The organism is Leucobacter luti, from assembly GCF_050310065.1.
Classification (GTDB): domain Bacteria; phylum Actinomycetota; class Actinomycetes; order Actinomycetales; family Microbacteriaceae; genus Leucobacter; species Leucobacter luti_B.
On the sequence record NZ_CP190007.1, the window covers coordinates 2,847,849 to 2,868,222 of the forward strand.

General features: G+C 71.8%; 19 protein-coding genes and 1 pseudogene. 4 read left to right on the forward strand and 16 right to left on the reverse strand.

All coding sequences use genetic code 11. The features are described from left to right. Positions 1 to 11 precede the first annotated feature (11 nt). The 8 genes and pseudogenes from ACOPJ3_RS12980 to ACOPJ3_RS13015 form a co-directional block, all read right to left on the reverse strand. Positions 12 to 944, reverse strand: a complete 933-nt coding sequence (locus ACOPJ3_RS12980) for a DUF817 domain-containing protein (protein WP_427869585.1) — start codon at positions 942 to 944, stop codon at positions 12 to 14. A 320-nt stretch (positions 945 to 1,264) separates the two neighbouring features. Further along, entirely contained in the window at positions 1,265 to 2,854 is a 1,590-nt protein-coding gene (gene der, locus ACOPJ3_RS12985; RefSeq protein ID WP_427869586.1) for a ribosome biogenesis GTPase Der, read from the reverse strand. 2 nt (positions 2,855 to 2,856) lie between these two features. Further along, entirely contained in the window at positions 2,857 to 3,570 is a 714-nt protein-coding gene (cmk, locus tag ACOPJ3_RS12990; RefSeq protein ID WP_427869587.1) for a (d)CMP kinase, read from the reverse strand. Then, positions 3,570 to 4,712: a prephenate dehydrogenase gene (locus ACOPJ3_RS12995; protein WP_427869588.1), complete on the reverse strand. Its 1,143-nt coding sequence runs from the start codon at positions 4,710 to 4,712 to the stop codon at positions 3,570 to 3,572. Before ACOPJ3_RS12995 ends, cmk begins: the two co-directional genes overlap by 1 nt. Positions 4,713 to 5,098: 386 nt before the next feature. Then, positions 5,099 to 5,902, reverse strand: a pseudogene (locus tag ACOPJ3_RS13000) (pseudouridine synthase); the annotation flags it as partial. 64 nt (positions 5,903 to 5,966) lie between these two features. After that, on the reverse strand, positions 5,967 to 6,683 hold the full coding sequence (gene scpB / locus ACOPJ3_RS13005) for an SMC-Scp complex subunit ScpB (RefSeq protein ID WP_427869589.1): 717 nt from the start codon (positions 6,681 to 6,683) through the stop codon (positions 5,967 to 5,969). After that, positions 6,676 to 7,563: a segregation and condensation protein A gene (locus ACOPJ3_RS13010; protein ID WP_427869590.1), complete on the reverse strand. Its 888-nt coding sequence runs from the start codon at positions 7,561 to 7,563 to the stop codon at positions 6,676 to 6,678. Before ACOPJ3_RS13010 ends, scpB begins: the two co-directional genes overlap by 8 nt. Positions 7,564 to 7,571: 8 nt before the next feature. Continuing rightward, complete coding sequence (locus tag ACOPJ3_RS13015; protein WP_427869591.1) at positions 7,572 to 8,426, reverse strand: ParA family protein; 855 nt, start codon at positions 8,424 to 8,426, stop codon at positions 7,572 to 7,574. Positions 8,427 to 8,667: 241 nt separating this feature from the next. Between ACOPJ3_RS13015 and ACOPJ3_RS13020 the strand changes: the two genes are divergently transcribed. Genes ACOPJ3_RS13020 through ACOPJ3_RS13035 form a run of 4 tightly spaced genes read left to right on the forward strand, consistent with a single transcriptional unit; the run spans position 8,668 to position 11,256 of the window. After that, positions 8,668 to 9,258, forward strand: coding sequence for a DUF3060 domain-containing protein (locus ACOPJ3_RS13020; protein WP_427869592.1), 591 nt, complete (start codon positions 8,668 to 8,670; stop codon positions 9,256 to 9,258). After that, on the forward strand, positions 9,255 to 9,533 hold the full coding sequence (locus ACOPJ3_RS13025) for a DUF4190 domain-containing protein (RefSeq protein WP_427869593.1): 279 nt from the start codon (positions 9,255 to 9,257) through the stop codon (positions 9,531 to 9,533). The genes ACOPJ3_RS13020 and ACOPJ3_RS13025 overlap by 4 nt, the downstream gene beginning before the upstream one ends. After that, positions 9,533 to 10,249, forward strand: coding sequence for a response regulator transcription factor (locus ACOPJ3_RS13030; RefSeq protein WP_427869594.1), 717 nt, complete (start codon positions 9,533 to 9,535; stop codon positions 10,247 to 10,249). The genes ACOPJ3_RS13025 and ACOPJ3_RS13030 overlap by 1 nt, the downstream gene beginning before the upstream one ends. Further along, positions 10,246 to 11,256 (forward strand): sensor histidine kinase, encoded by a 1,011-nt coding sequence (locus ACOPJ3_RS13035; RefSeq protein ID WP_427869595.1) that lies wholly within the window; start codon positions 10,246 to 10,248, stop codon positions 11,254 to 11,256. The genes ACOPJ3_RS13030 and ACOPJ3_RS13035 overlap by 4 nt, the downstream gene beginning before the upstream one ends. 517 nt (positions 11,257 to 11,773) lie before the next feature. Here ACOPJ3_RS13035 and ACOPJ3_RS13040 read toward each other — a convergent pair. The 8 genes from ACOPJ3_RS13040 to ACOPJ3_RS13075 form a co-directional block, all read right to left on the reverse strand. After that, positions 11,774 to 12,817: a site-specific tyrosine recombinase XerD gene (locus ACOPJ3_RS13040; RefSeq protein ID WP_427869596.1), complete on the reverse strand. Its 1,044-nt coding sequence runs from the start codon at positions 12,815 to 12,817 to the stop codon at positions 11,774 to 11,776. Next, positions 12,817 to 13,491, reverse strand: coding sequence for an NUDIX domain-containing protein (locus ACOPJ3_RS13045; RefSeq protein ID WP_427869597.1), 675 nt, complete (start codon positions 13,489 to 13,491; stop codon positions 12,817 to 12,819). Before ACOPJ3_RS13045 ends, ACOPJ3_RS13040 begins: the two co-directional genes overlap by 1 nt. Then, the gene (locus ACOPJ3_RS13050) at positions 13,484 to 15,178 is read right to left on the reverse strand and encodes a CTP synthase (RefSeq protein WP_427869598.1); all 1,695 of its coding nucleotides are present in this window, start codon (positions 15,176 to 15,178) and stop codon (positions 13,484 to 13,486) included. The genes ACOPJ3_RS13045 and ACOPJ3_RS13050 overlap by 8 nt, the downstream gene beginning before the upstream one ends. Positions 15,179 to 15,230: 52 nt before the next feature. Then, positions 15,231 to 16,493, reverse strand: a complete 1,263-nt coding sequence (locus ACOPJ3_RS13055; RefSeq protein ID WP_427869599.1) for an AI-2E family transporter — start codon at positions 16,491 to 16,493, stop codon at positions 15,231 to 15,233. Between the two features lie 101 nt (positions 16,494 to 16,594). Further along, on the reverse strand, positions 16,595 to 18,286 hold the full coding sequence (gene recN, locus ACOPJ3_RS13060) for a DNA repair protein RecN (protein ID WP_427869600.1): 1,692 nt from the start codon (positions 18,284 to 18,286) through the stop codon (positions 16,595 to 16,597). Continuing rightward, a complete protein-coding gene (locus ACOPJ3_RS13065; RefSeq protein ID WP_427869601.1) occupies positions 18,283 to 19,215 on the reverse strand; it encodes an NAD kinase in 933 nt (310 codons plus the stop codon). The genes recN and ACOPJ3_RS13065 overlap by 4 nt, the downstream gene beginning before the upstream one ends. Then, a complete protein-coding gene (locus tag ACOPJ3_RS13070) occupies positions 19,212 to 20,192 on the reverse strand; it encodes a TlyA family RNA methyltransferase (protein WP_427869602.1) in 981 nt (326 codons plus the stop codon). Before ACOPJ3_RS13070 ends, ACOPJ3_RS13065 begins: the two co-directional genes overlap by 4 nt. Continuing rightward, complete coding sequence (locus ACOPJ3_RS13075) at positions 20,143 to 20,343, reverse strand: hypothetical protein (RefSeq protein WP_427869603.1); 201 nt, start codon at positions 20,341 to 20,343, stop codon at positions 20,143 to 20,145. The genes ACOPJ3_RS13070 and ACOPJ3_RS13075 overlap by 50 nt, the downstream gene beginning before the upstream one ends. Between the last annotated feature and the right edge of the window lie 31 nt (positions 20,344 to 20,374).

A 20,374-nucleotide genomic window follows, 5' to 3' on the forward strand; every position in this document is an offset into this window, starting at 1 on the left:
GCCAACGGTTGTTAGCGATTTCGGGGCTTCCCGGCGCCGGGAAGCCCCGAAATCGCTAACACCGGGCGCTGGGGCGGGTAGACCCAGGTGACCATGACGACGGAGATGATCATGAGCAGGAACCACGCGATGAGCTTCTGCGGGGAGACGAGCTCCCAGCCGTCGGCCTGGTGCGGGTAGAGCCAGGCGCCCGCCCAGGTGCCGATGTTCTCGGCCAGCCAGATGAAGAGCGCGACACCCGCGAACACGAGCAGCAGCGGGGCGCGCAGCGTCCTGCGCCACACCCGGAAGTGCATGACCGTGCGGAACCACAGCGCGCCGACCGCAGCAAGCAGCACCCAGCGCAGGTCGAAGAAGAAGTGGTGGGTGAAGAAGTTCACGTAGATCGCGGCCGCGACGAGCGTCGTCGCCCACACCGGCGGGTAGCGGTCGAAGCGCAGCTCGTGCAGGCGGTACACGCGCACCATGTAGGAGCCGACGGCCGCGTACATGAACCCGCTGAACAGGGGCACCGCCCCGATCCGGAGCACCCCCTCGGTTTCGTATGCCCACGAGCCGACGTCGGTCTTGAAGAGCTCCATCGCGGTGCCCGTGACGTGGAAGAGCACGATCACCCAGAGCTCGCGGCCGCTCTCGAGACGGAACGCGAGCATGCCGAGCTGGATCAGGATCGCGGCGATCGTGAGCGCGTCGTTGCGGGCGAGGGGCGCGTCGTCGGGGTACCAGAGGCGCGCCGCCACGATCGCGGCGAGGAGGAGCGCGCCGAAGATGCACGCCCACGCCTGCTTGAGGAGGAACACGCAGACCTCGATGACGGCGGCCCGCGGCCCGCTTCGCGGCTTGCCCGCGAGGAGGCGGTGCGCCGCACGGTCGATCGAGCGCTCGAGCCGGGTGAGATGGCGCGCGGGGGTTTCGGGGCGCTCGGGCTCTCGCGGTGTCCGCATCCCCAGAGACTAGCCCGCGCTCCCTGGACGCTCCCGCTCCCCGCGGGGGCGGTTGTTAGCGATTTCGGTTCGTAAGCGGCGCTATACGAACCGAAATCGCTAACAACCTCCTGGCTGCAGCGGGCCGTGGGAGGGTGTTAGCGATTTCGGGGCTTCCGGGCCCCGCGAAGCCCCGAAATCGCTAACAACCGCCCAACGCCAAGCCCACCAAGCGCAAGCCCACCAAGCGGAAGCGAAAGCGCAACCCCCACCCCACGCGCACGCGAAGGCCCCGCCGCCGCGGAGCGGCGGGCGGGGCCCAGGCAGGACAGCGCGGCGCGCTAGCGGCGCGGGCGGCGCTCCCTGATGCGCATGTTGAGCACGATGGGCGTGCCCTCGAAGCCGTAGCGCTCGCGCAGGCGGCGCTGGATGAAGCGGCGGTAGCCCGGGTCGAGGAACCCCGACGTGAACAGCACGAACGTCGGCGGGCGGTTCTGCACCTGCGTGCCGAAGAGGATGCGCGGCTGCTTGCCGCCGCGCAGCGGGTGCGGGTGCTCCTGCACGAGCTCGGCGACGAACGCGTTGAACTTCGCGGTCGGGATCCGCGTGTCCCACGACTCGAGCGCGGTCTCGAGCGCGGGCACGAGCTTCTCGAGGTGGCGGCCCGTGCGGGCCGAGATGTTGACGCGCGGCGCCCACTCGACGTGGGCGAGGTCCTGCTCGATCTCGCGCTCGAGGTAGCGGCGGCGGTCGTCGTCGAGGAGGTCCCACTTGTTGAACGCGAGCACGAGCGCGCGGCCCGACTCGAGCACGAGGTCGATGATGCGGAGGTCCTGATCCGAGATCTCCTGCGTGACGTCGATGAGGACGACCGCAACCTCCGCCTTCTCGAGCGCCGCGGCGGTGCGCAGCGACGCGTAGAAGTCGGCGCCCTTCTGCAGGTGCACGCGGCGGCGGATGCCTGCGGTGTCGACGAAGGTCCAGACGCGGCCCGCGATCTCGACCTGCTCGTCGACCGGGTCGCGGGTGGTGCCCGCAAGGTCGTTCACGACGACGCGCTCCTCGCCGGCGGCCTTGTTGAGCAGGCTCGACTTGCCCACGTTCGGTCGGCCCAGGATCGCGACGCGGCGCGGACCCGCGAGCTTCGGCTGCGCCACCGCGGACTCCTCGGGCAGCGCCTCAACGACCTGGTCGAGCAGGTCGGCGACGCCGCGGCCGTGGAGCGCGGAGACGGGGTGCGGCTCGCCGAGGCCGAGCGACCACAGCTGCGCGACCTCGGGCTCCTGCACCGCGTCGTCGACCTTGTTGGCGACGAGGAAGACGGGCTTGTTCGTGCGGCGGAGGAGCTGCACGACGCGCTCGTCCGTCGCGGTCGGGCCGACGCGCGAGTCGACGACGAACATGACGACGTCGCACAGCTCGATCGCGACCTCAGCCTGCAGCGCCACGGACGCGTCGATGCCCTTCGCGTCGGGCTCCCAGCCGCCCGTGTCGACGAGCGTGAAGCGGGTGCCGACCCACTCGGCGGGGTAGCTCACGCGGTCGCGGGTGACGCCGGGCACGTCCTCGACGACCGCCTCGCGGCGGCCCAGGATCCGGTTGACGAGCGCCGACTTGCCGACGTTCGGCCGGCCCACGATCGCGACAACGGGAAGCGCTTCGGCGAGCGGCTCGGAGAAGCCGAGGAACTCGCCGTCCTCACCGATGATCGCGAGGTCGTCCTCCTCGAGCTCGAAGCCGTCGAGGTTCGAGCGCATGGCGCGCAGCCGCTCCTCGTCGGTCACGCCCTCGGCGGCGAGCGCCTCGTCGAAGCCCTCGCCCACGATCACCTCGTCGGTTCCAACCTCATCGGCGCCAACCTCGTCGGCAACCCCGTCGAGGCCGCCCTCGATCTCCTCCGGCGCGCCAGCGCCGTTCTGATCCGTTGTCATTCCTAGCTCTTTTCCGAGACGGACCTTGCCGCCTCCACGATGTCGATCACAGCCTGCACAGACTGCTCGAAGTTCAGGTCGCTCGTGTCCACGAGCGTCACCCCCGGTGCCGGGGTGAAGAAGTCCACGACGAGCGCGTCCTTCGCGTCGCGCGCCTGGATGTCGGCGAGCACCTGCGCGTGCGTGAGCCCGGGCAGCTCGCCAGCGCGGCGCGTTGCGCGCACCTCGGCCGAGGCCGTCATGAGGATCCGCACGGGCGCATCGGGCGCCACGACGGTCGTGATGTCGCGCCCCTCGATCACGACGCCGGGAAGCCCCGATGACGCCACGATCTCGAGGAACATGGCGTTGAGGCGATCCCGCACCGCGGGGTGCTTGGAGACCCGGCTCACCTGGGCGCTGACGCCCGGCTCCCGGATCACGGCGGTCACGTCGATGGGCGATGCGCCCACGAGCCCGACCGTCACCTGCTGCGTGCCCTGCAGGGTGATCGCGTACTCCCACAGGTCGAGCAGCTTCTCGACGGCCGCGGGGTCGTCGAGGTCGGTGCCGGTCTCGAGGCCGGCCCACGCGAGCGCCCGGTACGCGGCGCCCGTGTCGAGGATCCCGAAGCCGAGGCGCTCGGCGGCCGCGCGCGACACGCTCGACTTGCCGCTCCCGGCAGGCCCGTCGATCGCGACGAGGACGGGTGCGGCGGCTCCCTCAGCAGCGTTCATCACAGCGTCCTCCATCCGCGCTCGACGAGATCGGTGACCGCGCGCTCCGCCACCTCGGGCAGCACCGCGATCTCCGCGAAACCGATCTGCGCGCCCGGCGAGTGCTCGAGGCGCAAGTCTTCCATATTAATGCCCAGTTCTCCGAGTTCGGTGAGGAGCCGCCCGAGCTGCCCGGGCGTATCGTCGATGATCACCGTGATCGGGGTGAATCGCTCAGACGAGCCGTGCTTGCCCGGGATCCGGGAGACGCCGTTGTTGCCGGCCGAGAGGTGGTCTGCGATGCGCCGCTTCGCGCCGGTGAGCTCCGGATCGCGCAGCGCGTCGGCGAACGAGGCGACGTCCGCGGCGAACGCGTCGAGCAGGTCGACGACGGGCGCCCGGTTCGCGCCCAGGATCTGCACCCACAGCTCGGGGTCGCTGGACGCGATCCGCGTGGTGTCGCGCAGGCCGGCGCCAGCGAGGCCGATCGCCTGCTCAGTCGCCGGAACGAGGCGGGCCGCGAGGAGGCTCGACACGACCTGCGGCAGGTGCGACACGAGGCCGACCGCGCGGTCGTGCTCCGCCGGCGTCATCTCGATGAGCACGCCGCCGAGGTCGAGCGCGACCGCCTCGACCGTCGCGAGCGCGTCCGCTGGGGTATCGCCGTCGCGGCAGATCACCCACGGCCGCCCCACGAAGAGGTCCGCGCGCGCCATGATCGCGCCGCCGCGCTCGCGCCCGGCCATGGGGTGCGAGCCGACGTAACGGGTGAGATCGACGCCGCGGCGCGTGAGCTCCTCGAACGGCGCGAGCTTCACGCTCGCGACGTCGGTCACGACCGAGTTCGGGTACTCCGCGAGGGCGCGCTCGACCACGTTCGCCGTAACGTCGGGCGGCGTCGCGATCACGACGAGCGCCGGATCCGGATCCTCAGCCGTGCGCACGCGCCCGGCCCCGTAGTCTGCGGCGAGCGCGACGGTCGTCGGCGACAGATCCTCGAGCGTGACCTCGATCCCGCGCTCGCGCAGGCCGAGGCCGACGCTCGCGCCGAGGAGCCCGGCGCCGATCACGTGCACCGGGCCGCGGCTGCGCGCGGCGAGGACGTTCGCCCCGCCGTTGCCGTTTCTACGCTCCGAGTCCCTACGCTCAGAATCCCTGCTCACCGAGTTCCCCGCTTTCCGCCGCCGCGCGGCCCGTCGCTCCGCTTCCTGCTGCCCTGCACCCGCGATGCCCCCTTGGGGCCATTCTGCCTCGGACCACTGACATTGCTGTCGCCACTCCCGGCGCCATTCTTGGTGCCTTTCCCGCCGCCCCCGGATCGCTTCGCGCCGGGCTCCGGATCACCGACACCCGCGCCTGCGCGCCTGCGCCCGTGCGGGTTGCCCTGCGCAGCAATCCCGCGCATGCCGCGCGCGCCCTTGCCGTCGCCCGGCCGCCCCGCGGTCACGGGCCCGCGGCCGCGCTTCGCGGCGGACCCGGAGCCGCGGCCGGATCCGGAACCACCAGCCCCGGCACCGCTGCCGACGCCGCCGCCAACCCCGCCGTCCTCGGCCGCCGACAGCAGCGCCCCACGCTCGGCCGCGGACAGCTCCCGCATCTCGCCGACGCGCAGCGTGCCGAGGTGCAGCGGCCCGAACTGCCGCCGCACGAGCTCGTCGACGGGATGCCCGACCTCGGCGAGCATGCGCCGCACGATCCGGTTCCGCCCGGAGTGCAGCGTGAGCTCGACGAGCGAGTGCGACGATCCCGCGCCCCCGGGCAGGAGTTTTGCCCGGTCGGCGGCGATGGGGCCGTCCTTCAGCTCGACGCCGTCCTTGAGCTGCTGGATCGTCGCAGCGGTCACGCGGCCGCGCACCTTCGCGACGTACGTCTTCATCACGCCGAAGCTCGGGTGCGCGAGCTTGTGGGCGAGCTCGCCGTCGTTCGTGAGGATGAGGAGGCCGCTCGTGTCGGTGTCGAGGCGGCCGACGTTGTAGAGGCGCTCCCCCACGCTGTCGGTGAATTCCCGCAGGTCAGGGCGCCCGTTCTCGTCGCTCATGGTCGAGACGACGCCGCGCGGCTTGTTGAGCACGTAGTAGAGCTTCGAGACGTCGAGCTGCACGACGACGCCGTCGACGCGCACGTCGTCGGAGTCGGGGTCGATCCGGGTGCCGAGCTCGCGCTGCACCTCGCCGTTGACCGTGACGCGGCCGCCCGTGATGAGCGACTCGCACGCGCGCCGCGAGGCGACGCCCGCGTGCGCGAGCGCCTTCTGCAGCCGCACGCGGCCGTCGTCCTGCGCGGCCTCTGCTCCGGATCCGGATCCGGCTCCGGATCCCCCGGTCACGGGCCGATCCCAGCCCCACTCGGCCATGTCGATCTCGACGCCGCCGCCGTCGACGGAGAAGTCCCCGCCGAGGCCGCCGCCGCGCGAGCCGTTAGAGCTGCTCATGATCGAATCCCTCCGAGCCGTCGTCGAGGAGCGGCGCGATGGGCGGCAGCTCCGAGATGTCGCCGAGCCCGAGGTAGCCGAGCAGGGCGTCCGAGGTGCCGTACAGCGTCGCGCCCGTCTCCGGGTCGTGCCCCACCTCGGTCACGAGCCCGCGCGCGAGCAGCGTGCGCACCACGGAATCCACGTTCACGGCGCGAATCGACGCGATCGCCCCGCGCGAGATCGGCTGCCGGTAGGCGATCACCGAGAGCGTCTCGAGCGCCGCCTGCGAGAGCCGCGAGGGGGTCTGCTGCTGCACGAAGTCCGCGACCACGGGGTCGAGGCTCGCGCGCACGTAGAAGCGGTAGCCGCCCGCGACCTCGCGGAGCTCGAAGCCGCGGCCGGCGGGCGCCCCGTCGGCTCCGGATCCTGATCCGGTGCCGGATCCGCCGTCCGCACCGCCGTCCGCACCGCCGCCAGCACCGCCGTCCGCACCGCCGTTGAAGTCGGCGACGAGCGCGGCGAGCGCCGCGCGCACCTCCCGCACGGGCCGGTCGGTCGCGGTCGCGAGGGCGACCGCGCTCAGCGGCTCGTCGGCGACGATGAGGAGCGCCTCGAGCTGCTGCGCGAGCGTGTGCTCGGCGCGGGCGCGGGCGAGCGCGGCCGCCGCCTCGGATTCTGCCGGCGCCGTCTCTGCGGGCGCCGTCGCACGGTCGTCAGTCATAGTCATTCCCCAGTGTTGCGAGTTCGTCGTCTGACCAGCTCTCGCCGGACCACTGCACGTGGAGCTCCCCGAGCGGCTCGGCCTGCTCGAAGCTCACGGCCGCGCGGCGATACAGCTCGAGGATCGCGAGGAAGCGGGCCACGATCACCCCGCGCTCCGACACCCCGGCGACGAGCTCGCGGAAGCTGCGCGCGCCGTCGGTGCGGAGGAGCGACACGACGATCGCGGCCTGCTCCCGGATCGACACGAGCGGGGCGTGCAGGTGGTCGAGGCCCACGGTCGGGATCTCGCGCGGCGCGAAGGCGAGGGTCGCGATGGCCGCGAAGTCGTCCTTCGAGAGCGTCCAGACGAGCTCGGGCGCCTGCTCGCGGTACTTCGCGTCGAGCGGGACGAGCCGCGGATGCCTCGCGCCTTCCGCCTCGAGCCGCTCGCGAAACCACGCGCTCGCCTGCTTGAACGCGCGGTACTGCAGCAGCCGCGCGAAGAGCAGGTCGCGCGCCTCGAGCAGCGCGATGTCCTCCGCGTCGACGGCCTCGCCCTGCGGCAGCAGGCTCGCGATCTTGAGGTCGAGCAGCGTCGCGGCCACGACCAGGAACTCCGAGGCCCGATCCAACTCCACGAGGCCCTGCCCCTCGAGCGAGGCGAGGTAGGAGATGAACTCGTCGGTCACGAGCGAGAGCGACACCTCGGTGATGTCGAGCTCGTGCTTGCCGATGAGGTTCAGGAGCAGGTCAAACGGCCCGTCGAAGACCTCGAGCGTGACGCGGAAGCCGTCGGTGCCGTCGGTGCCGACGGTGCCGTCGTCGGCGGACTCACCGGGCACGCCGGACACCCCAGGCGCGCCAGCGCCCGGCTCCGGATCCGTGTCGAGCGCTGTCATGGGGGCTTCTAGGCGACGACGCCCCGCTGCACGAGCTCGCGGGCGAGCTTCAGATACGCCTCCGACGCCGCGTTCGACGGCGCGTAGTCGAGGATCGGCTTCGCGGCGATCTGCGCGTCGGGGAGCTTGACCGTGCGGCCGATGACCGTGTCGAACACCTTGTCGCCGAATGTGTCGACGACGCGCTCGAGCACCTCGCGCGCGTGCAGCGTGCGCGAGTCGAACATGGTCGCGAGGATGCCGTCGAGCTCGAGCGCCGGGTTCAGGCGATCCCGCACTTTGTCGATCGTCTCGACGAGGAGCGCGACGCCGCGCAGCGCGAAGTACTCGCAGGCGAGCGGGATCAGCACGCCGTGGCTCGCCGTGAGCGCGTTCACCGTGAGCAGGCCGAGCGAGGGCTGGCAGTCGATGAGGATCACGTCGTAGTCGCCGGACACCTTGCGCAGCACGCCCGCGAGAATCTGCTCGCGCGCGACCTCGGTGACGAGGTGCACCTCGGCGGCCGAGAGGTCGATGTTCGCGGGGATCAGGTCGAGACCCTCGGTCTCGGTGTGCTGGATCGCCTCGCGGGGATCCTTCACCTTGCCGAGCATGAGGTCGTAGATCGTCGGCACGTCGTGCGCGGGCACGCCGAGGCCTGCCGACAGCGCGCCCTGCGGGTCGAAGTCGACCGCGAGCACACGGCGGCCGTAGCGCGCGAGCGCGGCGGCGAGGTTGATCGTGCTCGTCGTCTTGCCGACGCCGCCCTTCTGGTTGCACATCGCGATGATGCGCGCGGGACCGTGCCGCTCAAGCTTCTTCGGAGCGGGGATGACTCGCTCGGGTCGACCGGTGGGACCGTACTCGACCTGGTTCTTCGCCATTCCCGGTGCTCCTTCCGTTGCGCTCGCTAACGCCCCATCCTATCGCGGCGCGGCCCGCTGGCACGGGCGCAGCCGCATGAGGGCCCGTTCGGGGCGTGTCTCAGGACTGCGACACGGTTGCGACACCGCCGCCACCTGCGCCGGCCAGGCGATCCGTAGCTTGGAAATCAGCCGCAACGCGGGGCCATTCGGCCCACCGCGACGGCCCCCTCTGTGACATGATTCAAACTATGGAGAAGCTATGAATGCCTCGATCCGCCCGGTCCGCTCGGCCCGCTCGCGCCCCTCACCCTTGATCGCGATTTCGGCGGCGGCGCTCGTGTCCGCCGCGGCCCTCGGCCTCACGGGCTGCACGCTCGACTTCATCCCGCAGTCCTCGGCGCCGGGCGCCGGGGCCGGAGCTGGTGCAGGCGAGGGCGCCGGAGAGGGCGCGGGCGCGGGCGCCGGATCCGGAATCGTCTCCGGATCGGAGCTCGGCGGCGACAGCGGCTCCGGATCCGGAACCGACGCCGAGAATTACACCCGCGCCGTTCTCGAGGCCGCCGTGGAGCGCCGCATCAGCTGCCCCGACGGTGCGATCGAGATCGACGACATCGGGGCAACCATCGAGCTCGACTCGGACTGCGCCACCGTCAGCGTGGTCGGCCACAGCACCACGCTACTCGCGCAGAACGTCGGCACGCTGAGCGTCACGGGGGTCGCGAACGTCGTGCTCGTGAAGCAGCTCGGATCCGTCGCCGCCGAGGGCAGCAGCAACTACGTGACCTGGGATTCCGGCGACCCGACCGTGACAGATTCCGGCACGGCCAACCTCGTGAGGCCGGCGCGGTGACCGTCCACCACACGGTCTATGCCGCGCAGTCGACCGCGCCGCTCGCGCCCCGCACCGACGGCCTCGCGATCGCCTCCTTCGTGTGCGGGCTGTGCGGCCTCGGGCTCATCCCGGTCGTGCTCGGCCACGTGTCGCTCGCGCGGATCAAGCGGCAGGGCCTCGGCGGCCAGGGCTTCGCGCTCGTCGGGCTGATCCTCGGCTACCTCACCATCCTCACGATCGCGATCGTGATCCTCGTCGCGTTCTCGGGCGTGATCTGGGCGGTGAACACCTGATGATCGCGCCTGCCCGCCCGCGCGTCCTGCTCGTCGACGACGAGCCGGCCATCACCTCGACGCTCGGCCCGTTCCTCGAACGGGCCGGCTTCGAGGTCGCGGTCGCGGGCGACGGCGAGGAGGCGCTCGCACTGCACGCCTCGGCGCGGCCGGACATCGTCGTCTCCGACGTGCTCATGCCCGGCGTCGACGGCCGCGAGCTCGTGCGACGGCTCCGCGAGGGCGAGACCTGGACCCCCGTGATCCTGCTCACCCAGGTCGACGAGGCCTCGGAGCGGGCCGCCGCGCTCGACGAGGGCGCCGACGACTACCTGGGCAAACCGTTCCTGCCGTCGGAGCTCGTGTCGCGGATCCGGGCCGTGCTGCGCCGCACGATGGGCGGCCGGCCCCTCTCGGCCTCGGCGCAGCTCACGAGCGGGGAGCTCGTGCTCGACCGCGCGGCGCGGCGCGTGCGCGTCTCAGGCGCGCCCGCCGAGCTTACCCCGAAGGCCGTCGCGCTACTCGACTACCTGATGGCGCACCCCGGCGAGCCCCATACCCGCGAGCACCTACTGTCGGCGCTCTGGGGATTCGAGTTCGCGGTCACCACGCGCGCCGTGGACCACCGCGTCGCCGAACTCCGCCGCGTGCTCGGCGACGACGCCCAGCACCCGCGCTGGATCGAGACCGTGCAGGGCGAGGGCTATCGCTTCTGCGGGGAGGTGAGCTCGGCGTGAGCGAGAAGTCGCGCAGCTTTCGCCGCAGGCTCCGCCTCGGGCTCACGCTCGCCGCGCCCACCGCGCTCGGAATCTTCGGCGCCATCTGGGTCGCCGCCTCTCAGTTGAACGGTTCGCTCCGGATCACGATCCCGCTCGCCACGATCCTCGTGGTGCTCGGGATCCTCGGCTCCCTCGGCGCCTGGGCCGTGGTGTCGGCCCGCGCGGCCGTGGCGGAGGCCGAGGCGCGGGGCGCGGAGACGGGCGCCGCGGTCGAGCGCGCCGCGCACCGCCGCTTCGTCGCCCGCCTCGACCACGAACTGAAAAACCCGGTGACGGCGATCCGCGCGGCGCTGGAGACCGAGGCCGGGGTTGGGGGTGGGTCTGGGGTTGGGGTCTCGCCGGGGCTCGAGGTCGCTGCCGGGCAGGCCGAGCGCCTCGCGATCCTGATCGGAGAGCTCCGCTCCCTCTCCGCGCTCGAAACCTCGACCCTCGAGCGCTCCCCCGTCGACGTCGCTGCCGTCGTGAGCGACGAGGTCGCCGCGTTCACGGCCGACCTCGCGGCCCGCGGCATGCAGCGCGACGTGCGCGTGCAGCTTCCCTCGGCCCCGTGGCCGCTGCCCGAGGTGCAGGGCGACGCAGACCTCATCGCGGTTGCGATCCGGAACCTCCTGCTCAACGCCATCAAATACTCCGACGAGGGCGACCGCATCGAGGCGCGCGGCGCCGAAGACTCCGGCGCCGTCGTCATCGAGGTCGCCGACACGGGCTGGGGCATCGCCCCGAGCGAGCTCCCCCAGGTCTGGGACGAGCTCTGGCGCGGCGGCCGCGCGCGCCGCGTCGAGGGCAGCGGGCTCGGGCTCTCGCTCGTGCGCGTCGTGGCGGAACTCCACGGCGGCGACGTCGCGATCCGCTCCCGCGAGGGCGCGGGCACGAGCGTCCGGATCCGGATCCTGGCGGCGCCCGCTCCAGCCGCGGCGCCGCCAGCGCCCGGGCCCATTGCCGCCCCTCGCTCGAGTCGGCCGTAAGGCCCCATTCAGCCCCGCGAATGGGGCCTACGGGCCCACTCGATCCCGCGCACGCCCGAAAATCGTCAACTCAAGGATCCGCGCCCGCCACACACACACACACTTCACCCGGACTCTACCCGCGAGCCTCACGCCGAGTCGGCCCTTAGGCCCCATTCCCCACCCCGAGTCGGCCGTAAAGCCCCATTCAGCCCCGCGAATGGGGCCTACGGGCCCACTCGATCCCGCGCACGCCCGAAAATCGTCAACTCAAGGATCCGCACCCGCGGAAATCGTCAACTCAGGGCACCCACCCGCGAGCGCCGAACCCAAGCTTTGCTCGCACCTCGCACCCCGCGCTCGCACCCCACACCTCGCGCCGAGTCGGCCGCAAGGCCCCATTCCCCACCCCGAGTCGGCCGTAAGGCCCCATTCCCCGCGCCGAGTCGGCCGCAAAGCCCCAATCACGCGCGCGAATGGGGCCTTACGGCCCACGCGACCTCGCGCACGCCCGAAGATCGTCAACTCAGGAGCGCCCCTACCGCGCGCGGGGGTGCGCGCTCAGGTAGTGCTCGCGGAGGGTGTCCGCGGTGACCTGGGTGTAGATCTGCGTCGTCGTGACGGAGGCGTGACCGAGCAGCTCCTGCACGGTGCGCACGTCGGCGCCGCCCGCGAGCAGGTGCGTCGCGAAGGAGTGGCGCAGCGTGTGCGGGGAAATCTCGCTCCGGATCCCGGCCCGCGTGGCTGCGGCCCTGATCACGAGCCACGCGCTCTGACGCGAGAGCCTGGCGCCCCGCGGCCCGACGAAGAGCGCGGGGGTGCCGCGCCCGCGCTCGGCCATGCCGGGCCTCGCCCGCACGAGGTAGGCGGCGAGCGCCGCACCGGCGAAGCGGCCGTAGGGCACGATGCGCTGCTTCGCGCCCTTGCCGGTGACGCGCAGGAATCCGCCGTCGCCGAGGGCGCGCTCGGGGTCGCCCCACGCGTCGCCGCGGCCGGGGGCGGCGAGGAGGTCGTCGACGTCGAGCGCGGTGACCTCGCTCACGCGGGCGCCGCTCGCGTAGAGCAGTTCGAGCAGGGCGCGGTCGCGGAGCGCGACCGGGTCGTCCCCGCCGACGGCCGCGAGCAGCGCCTCGACGTCCTCGATCGGGAGCGCCTTCGGGAGCCGCTGCGCCTTCTTCGGGGTGCGCACGCCCGCCCCGGCGTGCGCCTTGAGCAGGCCCTCCTCGAAGAGGAAGCGGTGCATGTTGCGCACGGTCGAGAGCCTGCGGGTGATCGAGGCGGGCGCGAGCGGCTTGCCGGCGCCGGCGCCGGTACCGCCGCCGGGTTCGGATCCGGATCCGGATCCGGATCCGGCACCAGCAGAACCGCCAACCCCACCCCCGCCGAGCTCGGCCACGTACTCGGCGAGCGTCGCGGGCGTCACCTCGGCGAGGTCCGAGACGCCGCGGCCGGCGAGCCAGTCGCCGTAGGCGGCGAGGTCGCGCCGGTAGGCGGCCTGGCTGTGGGGCGAGAGTCCGAGCTCGATCGCGACGTGGCGGAGGAAGCGCTCGGCGCCCGCCGACGGCGAGACACCCGTGGTCATCAGCGCGACCGTTCTCCCCGCGAGGATTCCCTGGCGGACCAGGGAGTCGAGGGATCGCGCAGCGTCGCCCACCCGCGCGAGCGGGAGGCGGCTGCCGCGAGCGCGGCGTTCGCCGTCACCGCGTTCTTCACGCGCCCGGCGAGCACGGCGTCGACGAGCTCGTCGAGCGGCACCCAGCGGGGCACGAGCTCGGCTTCCTCCTCCGTGCGCTCGAAGTCGTGCGCGATCGGGGTGAGCCCGCGGGCGAGGAAGATCCGCATGGCCTCGCTCGTGCCGCCGGGCGACAGGAAGAGGTCGCTGAGCAGGTGCCACTCGGCGGCCGCGAGATCGGCCTCCTCGGCGAGCTCGCGCCGCGCCGCGGCGAGGCCCGGCTCCCCCGGCGCGTCCATGAGGCCGGCCGGGATCTCCCAGTCGCGCTGCCCGATCGGGTGGCGGTATTGCCTGATGACGAGCACGTTGTCGGCGTCGTCGAGGGCGAGCACGCCGACCGCGCCGGTGTGATCGATGTAGTCGCGCACGAGCTCGCCCCCGCCGAAGCGGAAGCGGTCCCGGCGCACATCCCACACGTGCCCCCGGACGAGCAGCTCGGAGTCGAGGATCTCGACCTCCGCGCGCTCGTCCGCGAGGATCCCGTCGGGATCCTGCGCGGGGGCGCCTGCGGGCTGGCTACTCACCGCCGTCGACCTCGAAGAGGCGCTGGGCCTCGCGGCGTCCGATCGCGGCCTCGACGAGCCCCGCGAAGAGCGGGTGCGGCTTGCCGGGGCGCGAGCGCAGCTCGGGGTGCGCCTGCGTGGCGATGTAGAAGGGGTGCACGTCGGTGGGCAGCTCGACGTACTCGACGAGCGAGCCGTCGGGGCTCGTGCCCGAGAACGACAGGCCGGCCTCGGCGATCTGCTCGCGGTAGCGGTTGTTCACCTCGTAGCGGTGGCGGTGGCGCTCGCTCGCGGAGGGCGCGCCGTACACCTTCGCCGCGAGGGATCCCTCGGCGAGGGCCGCCTCGTAGAGGCCGAGGCGCATCGTGCCGCCGAGGTCGCCGCCGTCGATGATGTCGACCTGCTCCGCCATCGTCGCGATGACAGGAACCGGGGTCTCCGGATCGAACTCGGTCGAGGACGCGCCCTCGAGCCCCGCGACGTTGCGCGCGTACTCGATAACCATGCACTGCAGGCCGAGGCAGAGGCCGAGGGTGGGGATCCCGTTCTCGCGGGCGAAGCGCAGCGCGCCGAGCTTGCCCTCGATGCCGCGGATCCCGAAGCCGCCGGGCACGCAGATGCCGTCGACGTCGGCGAGCGCCTCGCGGGCGCCCTCGTGGGTCTCGCAGTCGTCCGAAGGCACCCACTTGATGTTGACCTTGGTCGAGTGCGCGAAGCCGCCGGCTCGCAGCGCCTCGGTGACCGAGAGGTACGCGTCCGGCAGGTCGATGTACTTGCCGACGAGCGCGAGCGTGACCTCGCCCTTCGGGTGGTGCACGGCGTTGAGCACGGGCTGCCAGCCGGTCCAATCAACATCGGTCGAGCGCTCGGCCAGGCCGAGGTTCTCGACGATGATCCGGTCGAGGCCCTGGTCGTTCAGGAGTTTCGGGAGGTCGTAGATGCTGGGAACGTCGATCGCGTTGACGACCGCGCTCTCGTCGACGTCGCACATGAGGGCGATCTTGCGGAGGTTGTCCTCCGTGACCGGCCGGTCGCTGCGGAGCACGAGCGCGTCGGGCTGGATGCCGATCGAGCGCAGCGTCGCGACCGAGTGCTGCGTCGGCTTCGTCTTCTGCTCGCCCGAGGCGCCCATGAAGGGCACGAGCGAGACGTGCACGAAGAACACGTTGTTGCGGCCGAGCTCGTGGCGCACCTGGCGCGCCGACTCGAGGAAGGGCTGCGACTCGATGTCGCCGACCGTGCCGCCAACCTCCGTGATGATCACGTCGGGGCTCGGCACCTCCTCCGCCTGCAGGCGCATGCGGCGCTTGATCTCGTTCGTGATGTGCGGGATCACCTGCACGGTGTCGCCGAGGTACTCGCCTCGGCGCTCCTTCGCGATGACGGTCGAGTAGATCTGCCCCGTCGTCACGTTCGCCGCCTGCGAGAGGTTGATCCCGAGGAAGCGCTCGTAGTGCCCGATGTCGAGGTCGGTCTCAGCGCCGTCATCGGTCACGAAGACCTCGCCGTGCTGGAACGGGTTCATCGTTCCGGGATCCACATTCAGATACGGATCCAGCTTCTGCATCACGACGTGCAGACCGCGCGCCGTGAGGAGATTCCCGAGGCTTGCAGCCGTAAGACCCTTACCGAGAGAGGAGACCACACCTCCGGTGACGAAGATGTGCTTGGTCGTGCCTGACTTGTCCGCGCGCTGCTCTGTTCCCACGGGCTTCGATCCTATCAGTTGAAGTCGAAAAGCAAATCGCTCGACCGCCGGATCAGCGAAGTTCCTGTCTCGGCATCCACACCTGCTTGATGATCATGAGCACCATCGCGGTGACCGGGATCGAGATGAGCGCGCCGAGGAGCCCGAGGAGCGTGCCGCCCGCGAGCGCCCCGATCACGACGAGGGCGCCGGGCACCGACACGACGCGGTTCATAATCCTCGGGGTCAGGAGGTACGCCTCGATCTGCATGTAGATGAGGTAGTAGATCGCTGCGATGAGGGCCGTGATGGGCGAGTTGAAGAGCGCGACGCCGGCGACGAGCACGGTCGCCATGACCGAGCCGACGAGCGGGATGAGCGCAAGCAGGAAGACGCCGACGGCGACGAGGCCCGCGAACGGCACCCCCACGATCGACATCATGATGAAGCCGAGCACCGCGTTGATGAACGCGAGGATCACCATGCCGCTCACGTAGCCGCCGACCGACTTGGTGACCTGCTCCGTGATGTCCATGACCTTCATGCGGCCCGACCGCGGCACGAGCGAGTAGAAGGCCCGCTTGATCGTGCGCAGTGAGGCGAGGAAGTACAGGGTCAGGATCAGTACGATGAGCACCGCCGTGAGGCCGTTCGCGATCCCGATCCCCGCCTTCCAGACACCGCCGGCGACCTGCGCCCAGTTTTCCGGGTTGCCGATGAGATCCTGGCCGGACTTCACGAGCCCGTCAAAGTCGATGAACTGGCCGAAGCGCTCGTTGAGGTCGTCGAACCACGTCGATGTGGAGATGTCGCGGAAGAGCGTGGGCGCGCTCTGCATGAGGAGCGAGATCTGATTCGCGATCATCGGGATGATGATCGCGAGGAGGCCGGCGATCACGAGCACGAACGTGCCGAACACCAGTCCGATCCCGAGCGGACGTTTGACGCCCTTGCGCTCGAGCCATCGCACGAGCGGGTCGAGGCCCAGCGCGACGAAGAGCGCGGCGACGACGTACATGATGATCGTGGTCAACTGGCCAAAGATCGTACCGACGAGCACGGCGACGAGCACGCCCAGCGTGACCGTGAAGCCCAGCTGGAAGGGGTTGCGCACGACGAACGGCTGCGTGCGATCGTGCGCCCGCTCCTCCTGGGCGTCGACGGCAGCCTCCCGCGCGTCGCGATACATCTCGCGCGTAATCGCGTCCATCTGCTCCATGTCGGCGTGCACGACGTCGGGGTGGCTGTTCAGGACTTTCACCTTTTCAGCCTGTGCTCGGGGTGACTCGGGCTCGAAGCGTCTAGCGCCCCTGAACCGGTCGAAGATCTTCACCATGTGTGGAGCGTAGCACCGGCCACCGACACGGACGGCAGCGAACTGACGGAACATTCCACTCTTCGACGGGTGTCGCACATCTGAGGCGCGCGGCCGAGCCGCTAGTCGGCCTCGCGCAGCGCGAGCAGCTCCGCGGCGTGCTCGAGTGCGCTCCCCGAGTCGCTGAGCCCCGAGAGGAGCCGCGCCATCTCGGCGAGGCGCGCCTCGCCGTCGAGCCGCGTGCAGCTGCTTTCGGTGAACCCTCCCGCGGAGTCCTTCACGACCTGCAGGTGGTTGTTCGCGAAGGCGGCGACCTGGGCGAGGTGGGTGACCACGATCACCTGCGAGGAGCGCGCGAGCCGCGCGAGCCGCCTGCCGATCTCGATCGCGGCGGCTCCGCCGACGCCGGCGTCGACCTCGTCGAAGACGAACGTCGGCACCGGATCGACCCCGGCCACGACGACCTCGAGCGCGAGCATGACGCGAGAGAGCTCTCCGCCCGACGCGCTCTTCGCGATCGGCCGCGGCTGCGCCCCCGGGTGCGGGGCGAGCAGCAGCTGCACCTCGTCGGCGCCGGATCCGCCGAGCGTCTCGAGCGGCGAGACGCTCACGATGAAGTCGGCGTCGGGCAGGGCGAGCTGCCTGAGTTCGGCCGTGACGAGCCCCGAGAGCCGCCCGGCGGCCTCGCTGCGCAGCGCACTCAGCCGCTCGGCGAGGGCGCGCTCGCGCTCGCGCTCGGCCTCGAGCCTGGCGGCGAGCTCATCGATCCGCTCGTCGTCGCCGTCGAGCTCGGCGAGGCGGCCGGCGCCGACGCGCGAGTACTCGACGACCGCCGCCGAGTCCTCCCCGTAGCGGCGGAACAGCGCCGTGAGATCCGCGAGCCGGTCGTTCGCGCGTGCGAGCTCCCCCGGCCCCTCCTCGTCGAGGTCGGTGGCGTAGGACGCGAGCTCGCGCGCCGCCTCCGAGAGCTGCAGGCTCGCGGCCCGGAGCGTCTCGAGCACTTCGCCGAGCCGCTCGTCGTGGTCCGCGACGCGCTCGACCTCCTTGGCGGCCTCGTCGACGAGCGAGGTCGCGTCGCGCACGAGCGGGTCGTCCGACTCGCTCGCGAGCGCCTCGTGCGCCGTCGACGTCGCGGCACGCAGCGCCTCGACGTTGCTCAGCACCTCGATCCGGCGCGTGAGCTCGGCTTCTTCACCCGGTACGGGATCGACGCCCGAGATTTCCTCCAGCTCCGCCCGCAGGCGCTCGGCCTCGGCCGCCCGCTCGTCGCGCGCGGCCGTGAGCTCCACGACCGTCGCCTCGAGCTCCGCGCGACCGCGGTGCGCCGCCCGGTACTCGGCGAGCACGCCCGCGAGCTCGTCGCCGCCGAAGCGGTCGAGCGTGTCGCGTTGCGCCGACTGCGAGCGCAGCCGCAGCTGCTCGGATTGCCCGTGCACGGCGAACAGGTGGTCGGCGAGCCTGCCGAGGCTGCCCACCGGCGCGCTCGCCCCGCCCACGCTCGCGCGGCTGCGCCCCTCGGCGCTCACCGTGCGGGAGAGCACGAGCTCGCCCTCCTCGACGTCGCCGCCGATCTCCTCCACGAGCTCGGCGACCTCGGGATCCACTGTCCGGATGATCCCGTTCACGCGCGCCTGGGCCGCGCCGGAGCGCACCGCCCCCGCGTCGCTCCGCTCGCCCATGAGCAGGCCGAGCGCGCTCACGACCATCGTCTTTCCCGCGCCCGTCTCGCCAGTGATCGCGGTGAACCCCGGCCCGAGCGGCAGCGTCGTGTCGGCGATGACCCCGAGATCCCGGATCCGGAGCTCCTCGATCATGCGATCCCCTCGCCCTCGCGGCGGCTGCCGCGCCAGCCGGAGACCGGCAGGTGGAACTTGCGCACGAGGCGATCGGAGAAGACGCCCTCGTTGAGGCGCGCGAGGCGCACCGAGTGTGCCGAGCGGCGGACCATGACGATGGATCCCGCGGGCAGCTCGGTGCGGCGCCTGCCGTCGCACCAGAGCACGCCGGGGCCGATGTTCTCGGGCAGGATCCGGACCGTGAGCTCGGAGTCCGTGCCCGTCACGAGCGGGCGGTTGAAGAGTGCGTGCGCCGCGATCGGCACCATGAGCATGGCCTGCACGCCGGGCCACACGACGGGCCCGCCCGCCGAGAAGGCGTAGGCCGTCGAGCCCGTGGGCGTCGCGACGACCATGCCGTCGCAGGCGAAGTTCGAGACGGGGCGGCCGTCGACGCCGATCTCGACCTCGAGCATGCGGCGCTGCTTCTCGACGCTCGCCTCGTTGAGCGCCCAGGTGTCGGCGATGACGTCGCCGTTGCACGTGGCGCGCACCTCGATCGTGAGGCGCTCCTCGACCGTGTAGTCGCGGCGCAGCACGCGGTCGATCGTGGACGCGAGGTCGTAGCTCTCCATCTCGGCGAGGAACCCGACATGGCCGAGGTTCACGCCGATGATCGGGCATTCCGATCCGCGGAGCAGCTCCGCAGTGCGCAGGATCGTGCCGTCGCCGCCGAGCACGATGGCCGCCTCGAGGTCGGTCGTCGGCACCTCATCGCCGAGCACGGCGACGGTGGTCGTGTCGACGTGCGGCGCGAATTCCGCGCGGTCGTCGGCGTGCAGCACGACCGTGACGCCCGCGCGCTGGAGCGTCGACATGGCCTCGACGGTCGCCTGGATCGCCTCCTCGCGGTGCGTGTGCGAGACGATGAGGAAGCGCCGTTCGCTCTGCGTGTTCGCCTCGCTCATCGCCCGCCCTCCTCGGCCTCGTTCGTCGTGCTGGGCGCCGCCCGGAACCCGGGCGGGGCCTCCGCCGAGATGAGCTCGGCGATCCGCGTCTCCCATTCTGTCGGATCCGGATCCGGATCGCGCTGGAAGTGGACGAGGAACTCCCGGTTACCGCTGCCGCCCGCGATCGGCGAGGCCTCGAGCCCGCGGGCCGCGAGGCCGCAGCGCGCGGCCGCGCCGAGCACCGCGCGGATCGCCGCAGCCCACTGCGCGGGGTCGGTGACGACGCCGTCGCGCACCCTGCCGACCTCGAACTGCGGCTTGATCAGGAATACAAACTGGGCACCCTGGGCGGCGCACGCCGCGATGGGCGCGAGCACGAGCCCGAGCGAGATGAAGGAGAGGTCCGCGACGACGACACCTGGCGCCTCGTCGACCCCCGTGTCTGCCGCGAGGTTCTCCGCGGTGAGCTCCCGGGCGTTGCGGCCCTCGACGACGCGCACGCGCGGGTCGTCGCGGAGCTCCGTCACGATCTGGTCGTGCCCCACGTCGACCGCGAGCACCGTGCGCGCGCCGCGCTCGAGCAGCACCTGGGTGAAGCCGCCCGTCGAGGCCCCGACGTCGAGCGCGACCTCGCCCGTGGGGTCGATCCCGAACTCGCTGAGCCCGAGCTCGAGCTTATTGGCCGCCCGGCTCACGAAGCGATCCTCGCCGACGAGCTCGACGAGCGCGCCCGTGCCGACGCGGGCTCCGGCCTTCGAAGCCTGGGCGCCGTCGATGAGCGCGCGACCCTCGGCGACGAGTTCCGCCGCCCGGCTGCGCGAGCGCGCGAGCCCGAGCTCGGGGAGCACGCGGTCGATCCTGGTCGGCTCGCCGGCCCACACGGCTGAGTGCGCGGGCGCGCCAGCATGCGCTGGCGCAACAGAGCGCGCGGGATCCCCCGGCAGCTCAGGCCCCACCGCGGTCGCCCCGCTGCAGCTCGGCGAGCAGCTCGTCATGGAGCTGCTCGAAGCCGATCGCCCGCTCCTCGAGCGGCTGCGCCTCGATGACCTCGACGCGGCCGAGCAGCTCGTCGGCGTTCGAACCGACGCTCGAACCGGCGTTCGAACCAGCGCTCGGGCCGGGCCCACGATCCTCGTTCTCGGTCATGATCCCAGCCTACCGCCGACCCCCGACACGC

Excerpts from the sequence above, each read along its gene's own strand:
- ACOPJ3_RS12980 (WP_427869585.1), bottom strand. The coding sequence starts at position 944 with ATGCGGACACCGCGAGAGCCCGAGCGCCCCGAAACCCCCGCGCGCCAT.
- der (WP_427869586.1), bottom strand. The coding sequence starts at position 2,854 with ATGACAACGGATCAGAACGGCGCTGGCGCGCCGGAGGAGATCGAGGGC.
- cmk (WP_427869587.1), bottom strand. The coding sequence starts at position 3,570 with ATGAACGCTGCTGAGGGAGCCGCCGCACCCGTCCTCGTCGCGATCGAC.
- scpB (WP_427869589.1), bottom strand. The coding sequence starts at position 6,683 with ATGACTGACGACCGTGCGACGGCGCCCGCAGAGACGGCGCCGGCAGAA.
- ACOPJ3_RS13010 (WP_427869590.1), bottom strand. The coding sequence starts at position 7,563 with ATGACAGCGCTCGACACGGATCCGGAGCCGGGCGCTGGCGCGCCTGGG.
- ACOPJ3_RS13015 (WP_427869591.1), bottom strand. The coding sequence starts at position 8,426 with ATGGCGAAGAACCAGGTCGAGTACGGTCCCACCGGTCGACCCGAGCGA.
- ACOPJ3_RS13020 (WP_427869592.1), top strand. The coding sequence starts at position 8,668 with ATGAATGCCTCGATCCGCCCGGTCCGCTCGGCCCGCTCGCGCCCCTCA.
- ACOPJ3_RS13030 (WP_427869594.1), top strand. The coding sequence starts at position 9,533 with ATGATCGCGCCTGCCCGCCCGCGCGTCCTGCTCGTCGACGACGAGCCG.
- ACOPJ3_RS13040 (WP_427869596.1), bottom strand. The coding sequence starts at position 12,817 with ATGACCACGGGTGTCTCGCCGTCGGCGGGCGCCGAGCGCTTCCTCCGC.
- ACOPJ3_RS13055 (WP_427869599.1), bottom strand. The coding sequence starts at position 16,493 with ATGGTGAAGATCTTCGACCGGTTCAGGGGCGCTAGACGCTTCGAGCCC.
- recN (WP_427869600.1), bottom strand. The coding sequence starts at position 18,286 with ATGATCGAGGAGCTCCGGATCCGGGATCTCGGGGTCATCGCCGACACG.
- ACOPJ3_RS13065 (WP_427869601.1), bottom strand. The coding sequence starts at position 19,215 with ATGAGCGAGGCGAACACGCAGAGCGAACGGCGCTTCCTCATCGTCTCG.
- ACOPJ3_RS13070 (WP_427869602.1), bottom strand. The coding sequence starts at position 20,192 with ATGACGAGCTGCTCGCCGAGCTGCAGCGGGGCGACCGCGGTGGGGCCT.
- ACOPJ3_RS13075 (WP_427869603.1), bottom strand. The coding sequence starts at position 20,343 with ATGACCGAGAACGAGGATCGTGGGCCCGGCCCGAGCGCTGGTTCGAAC.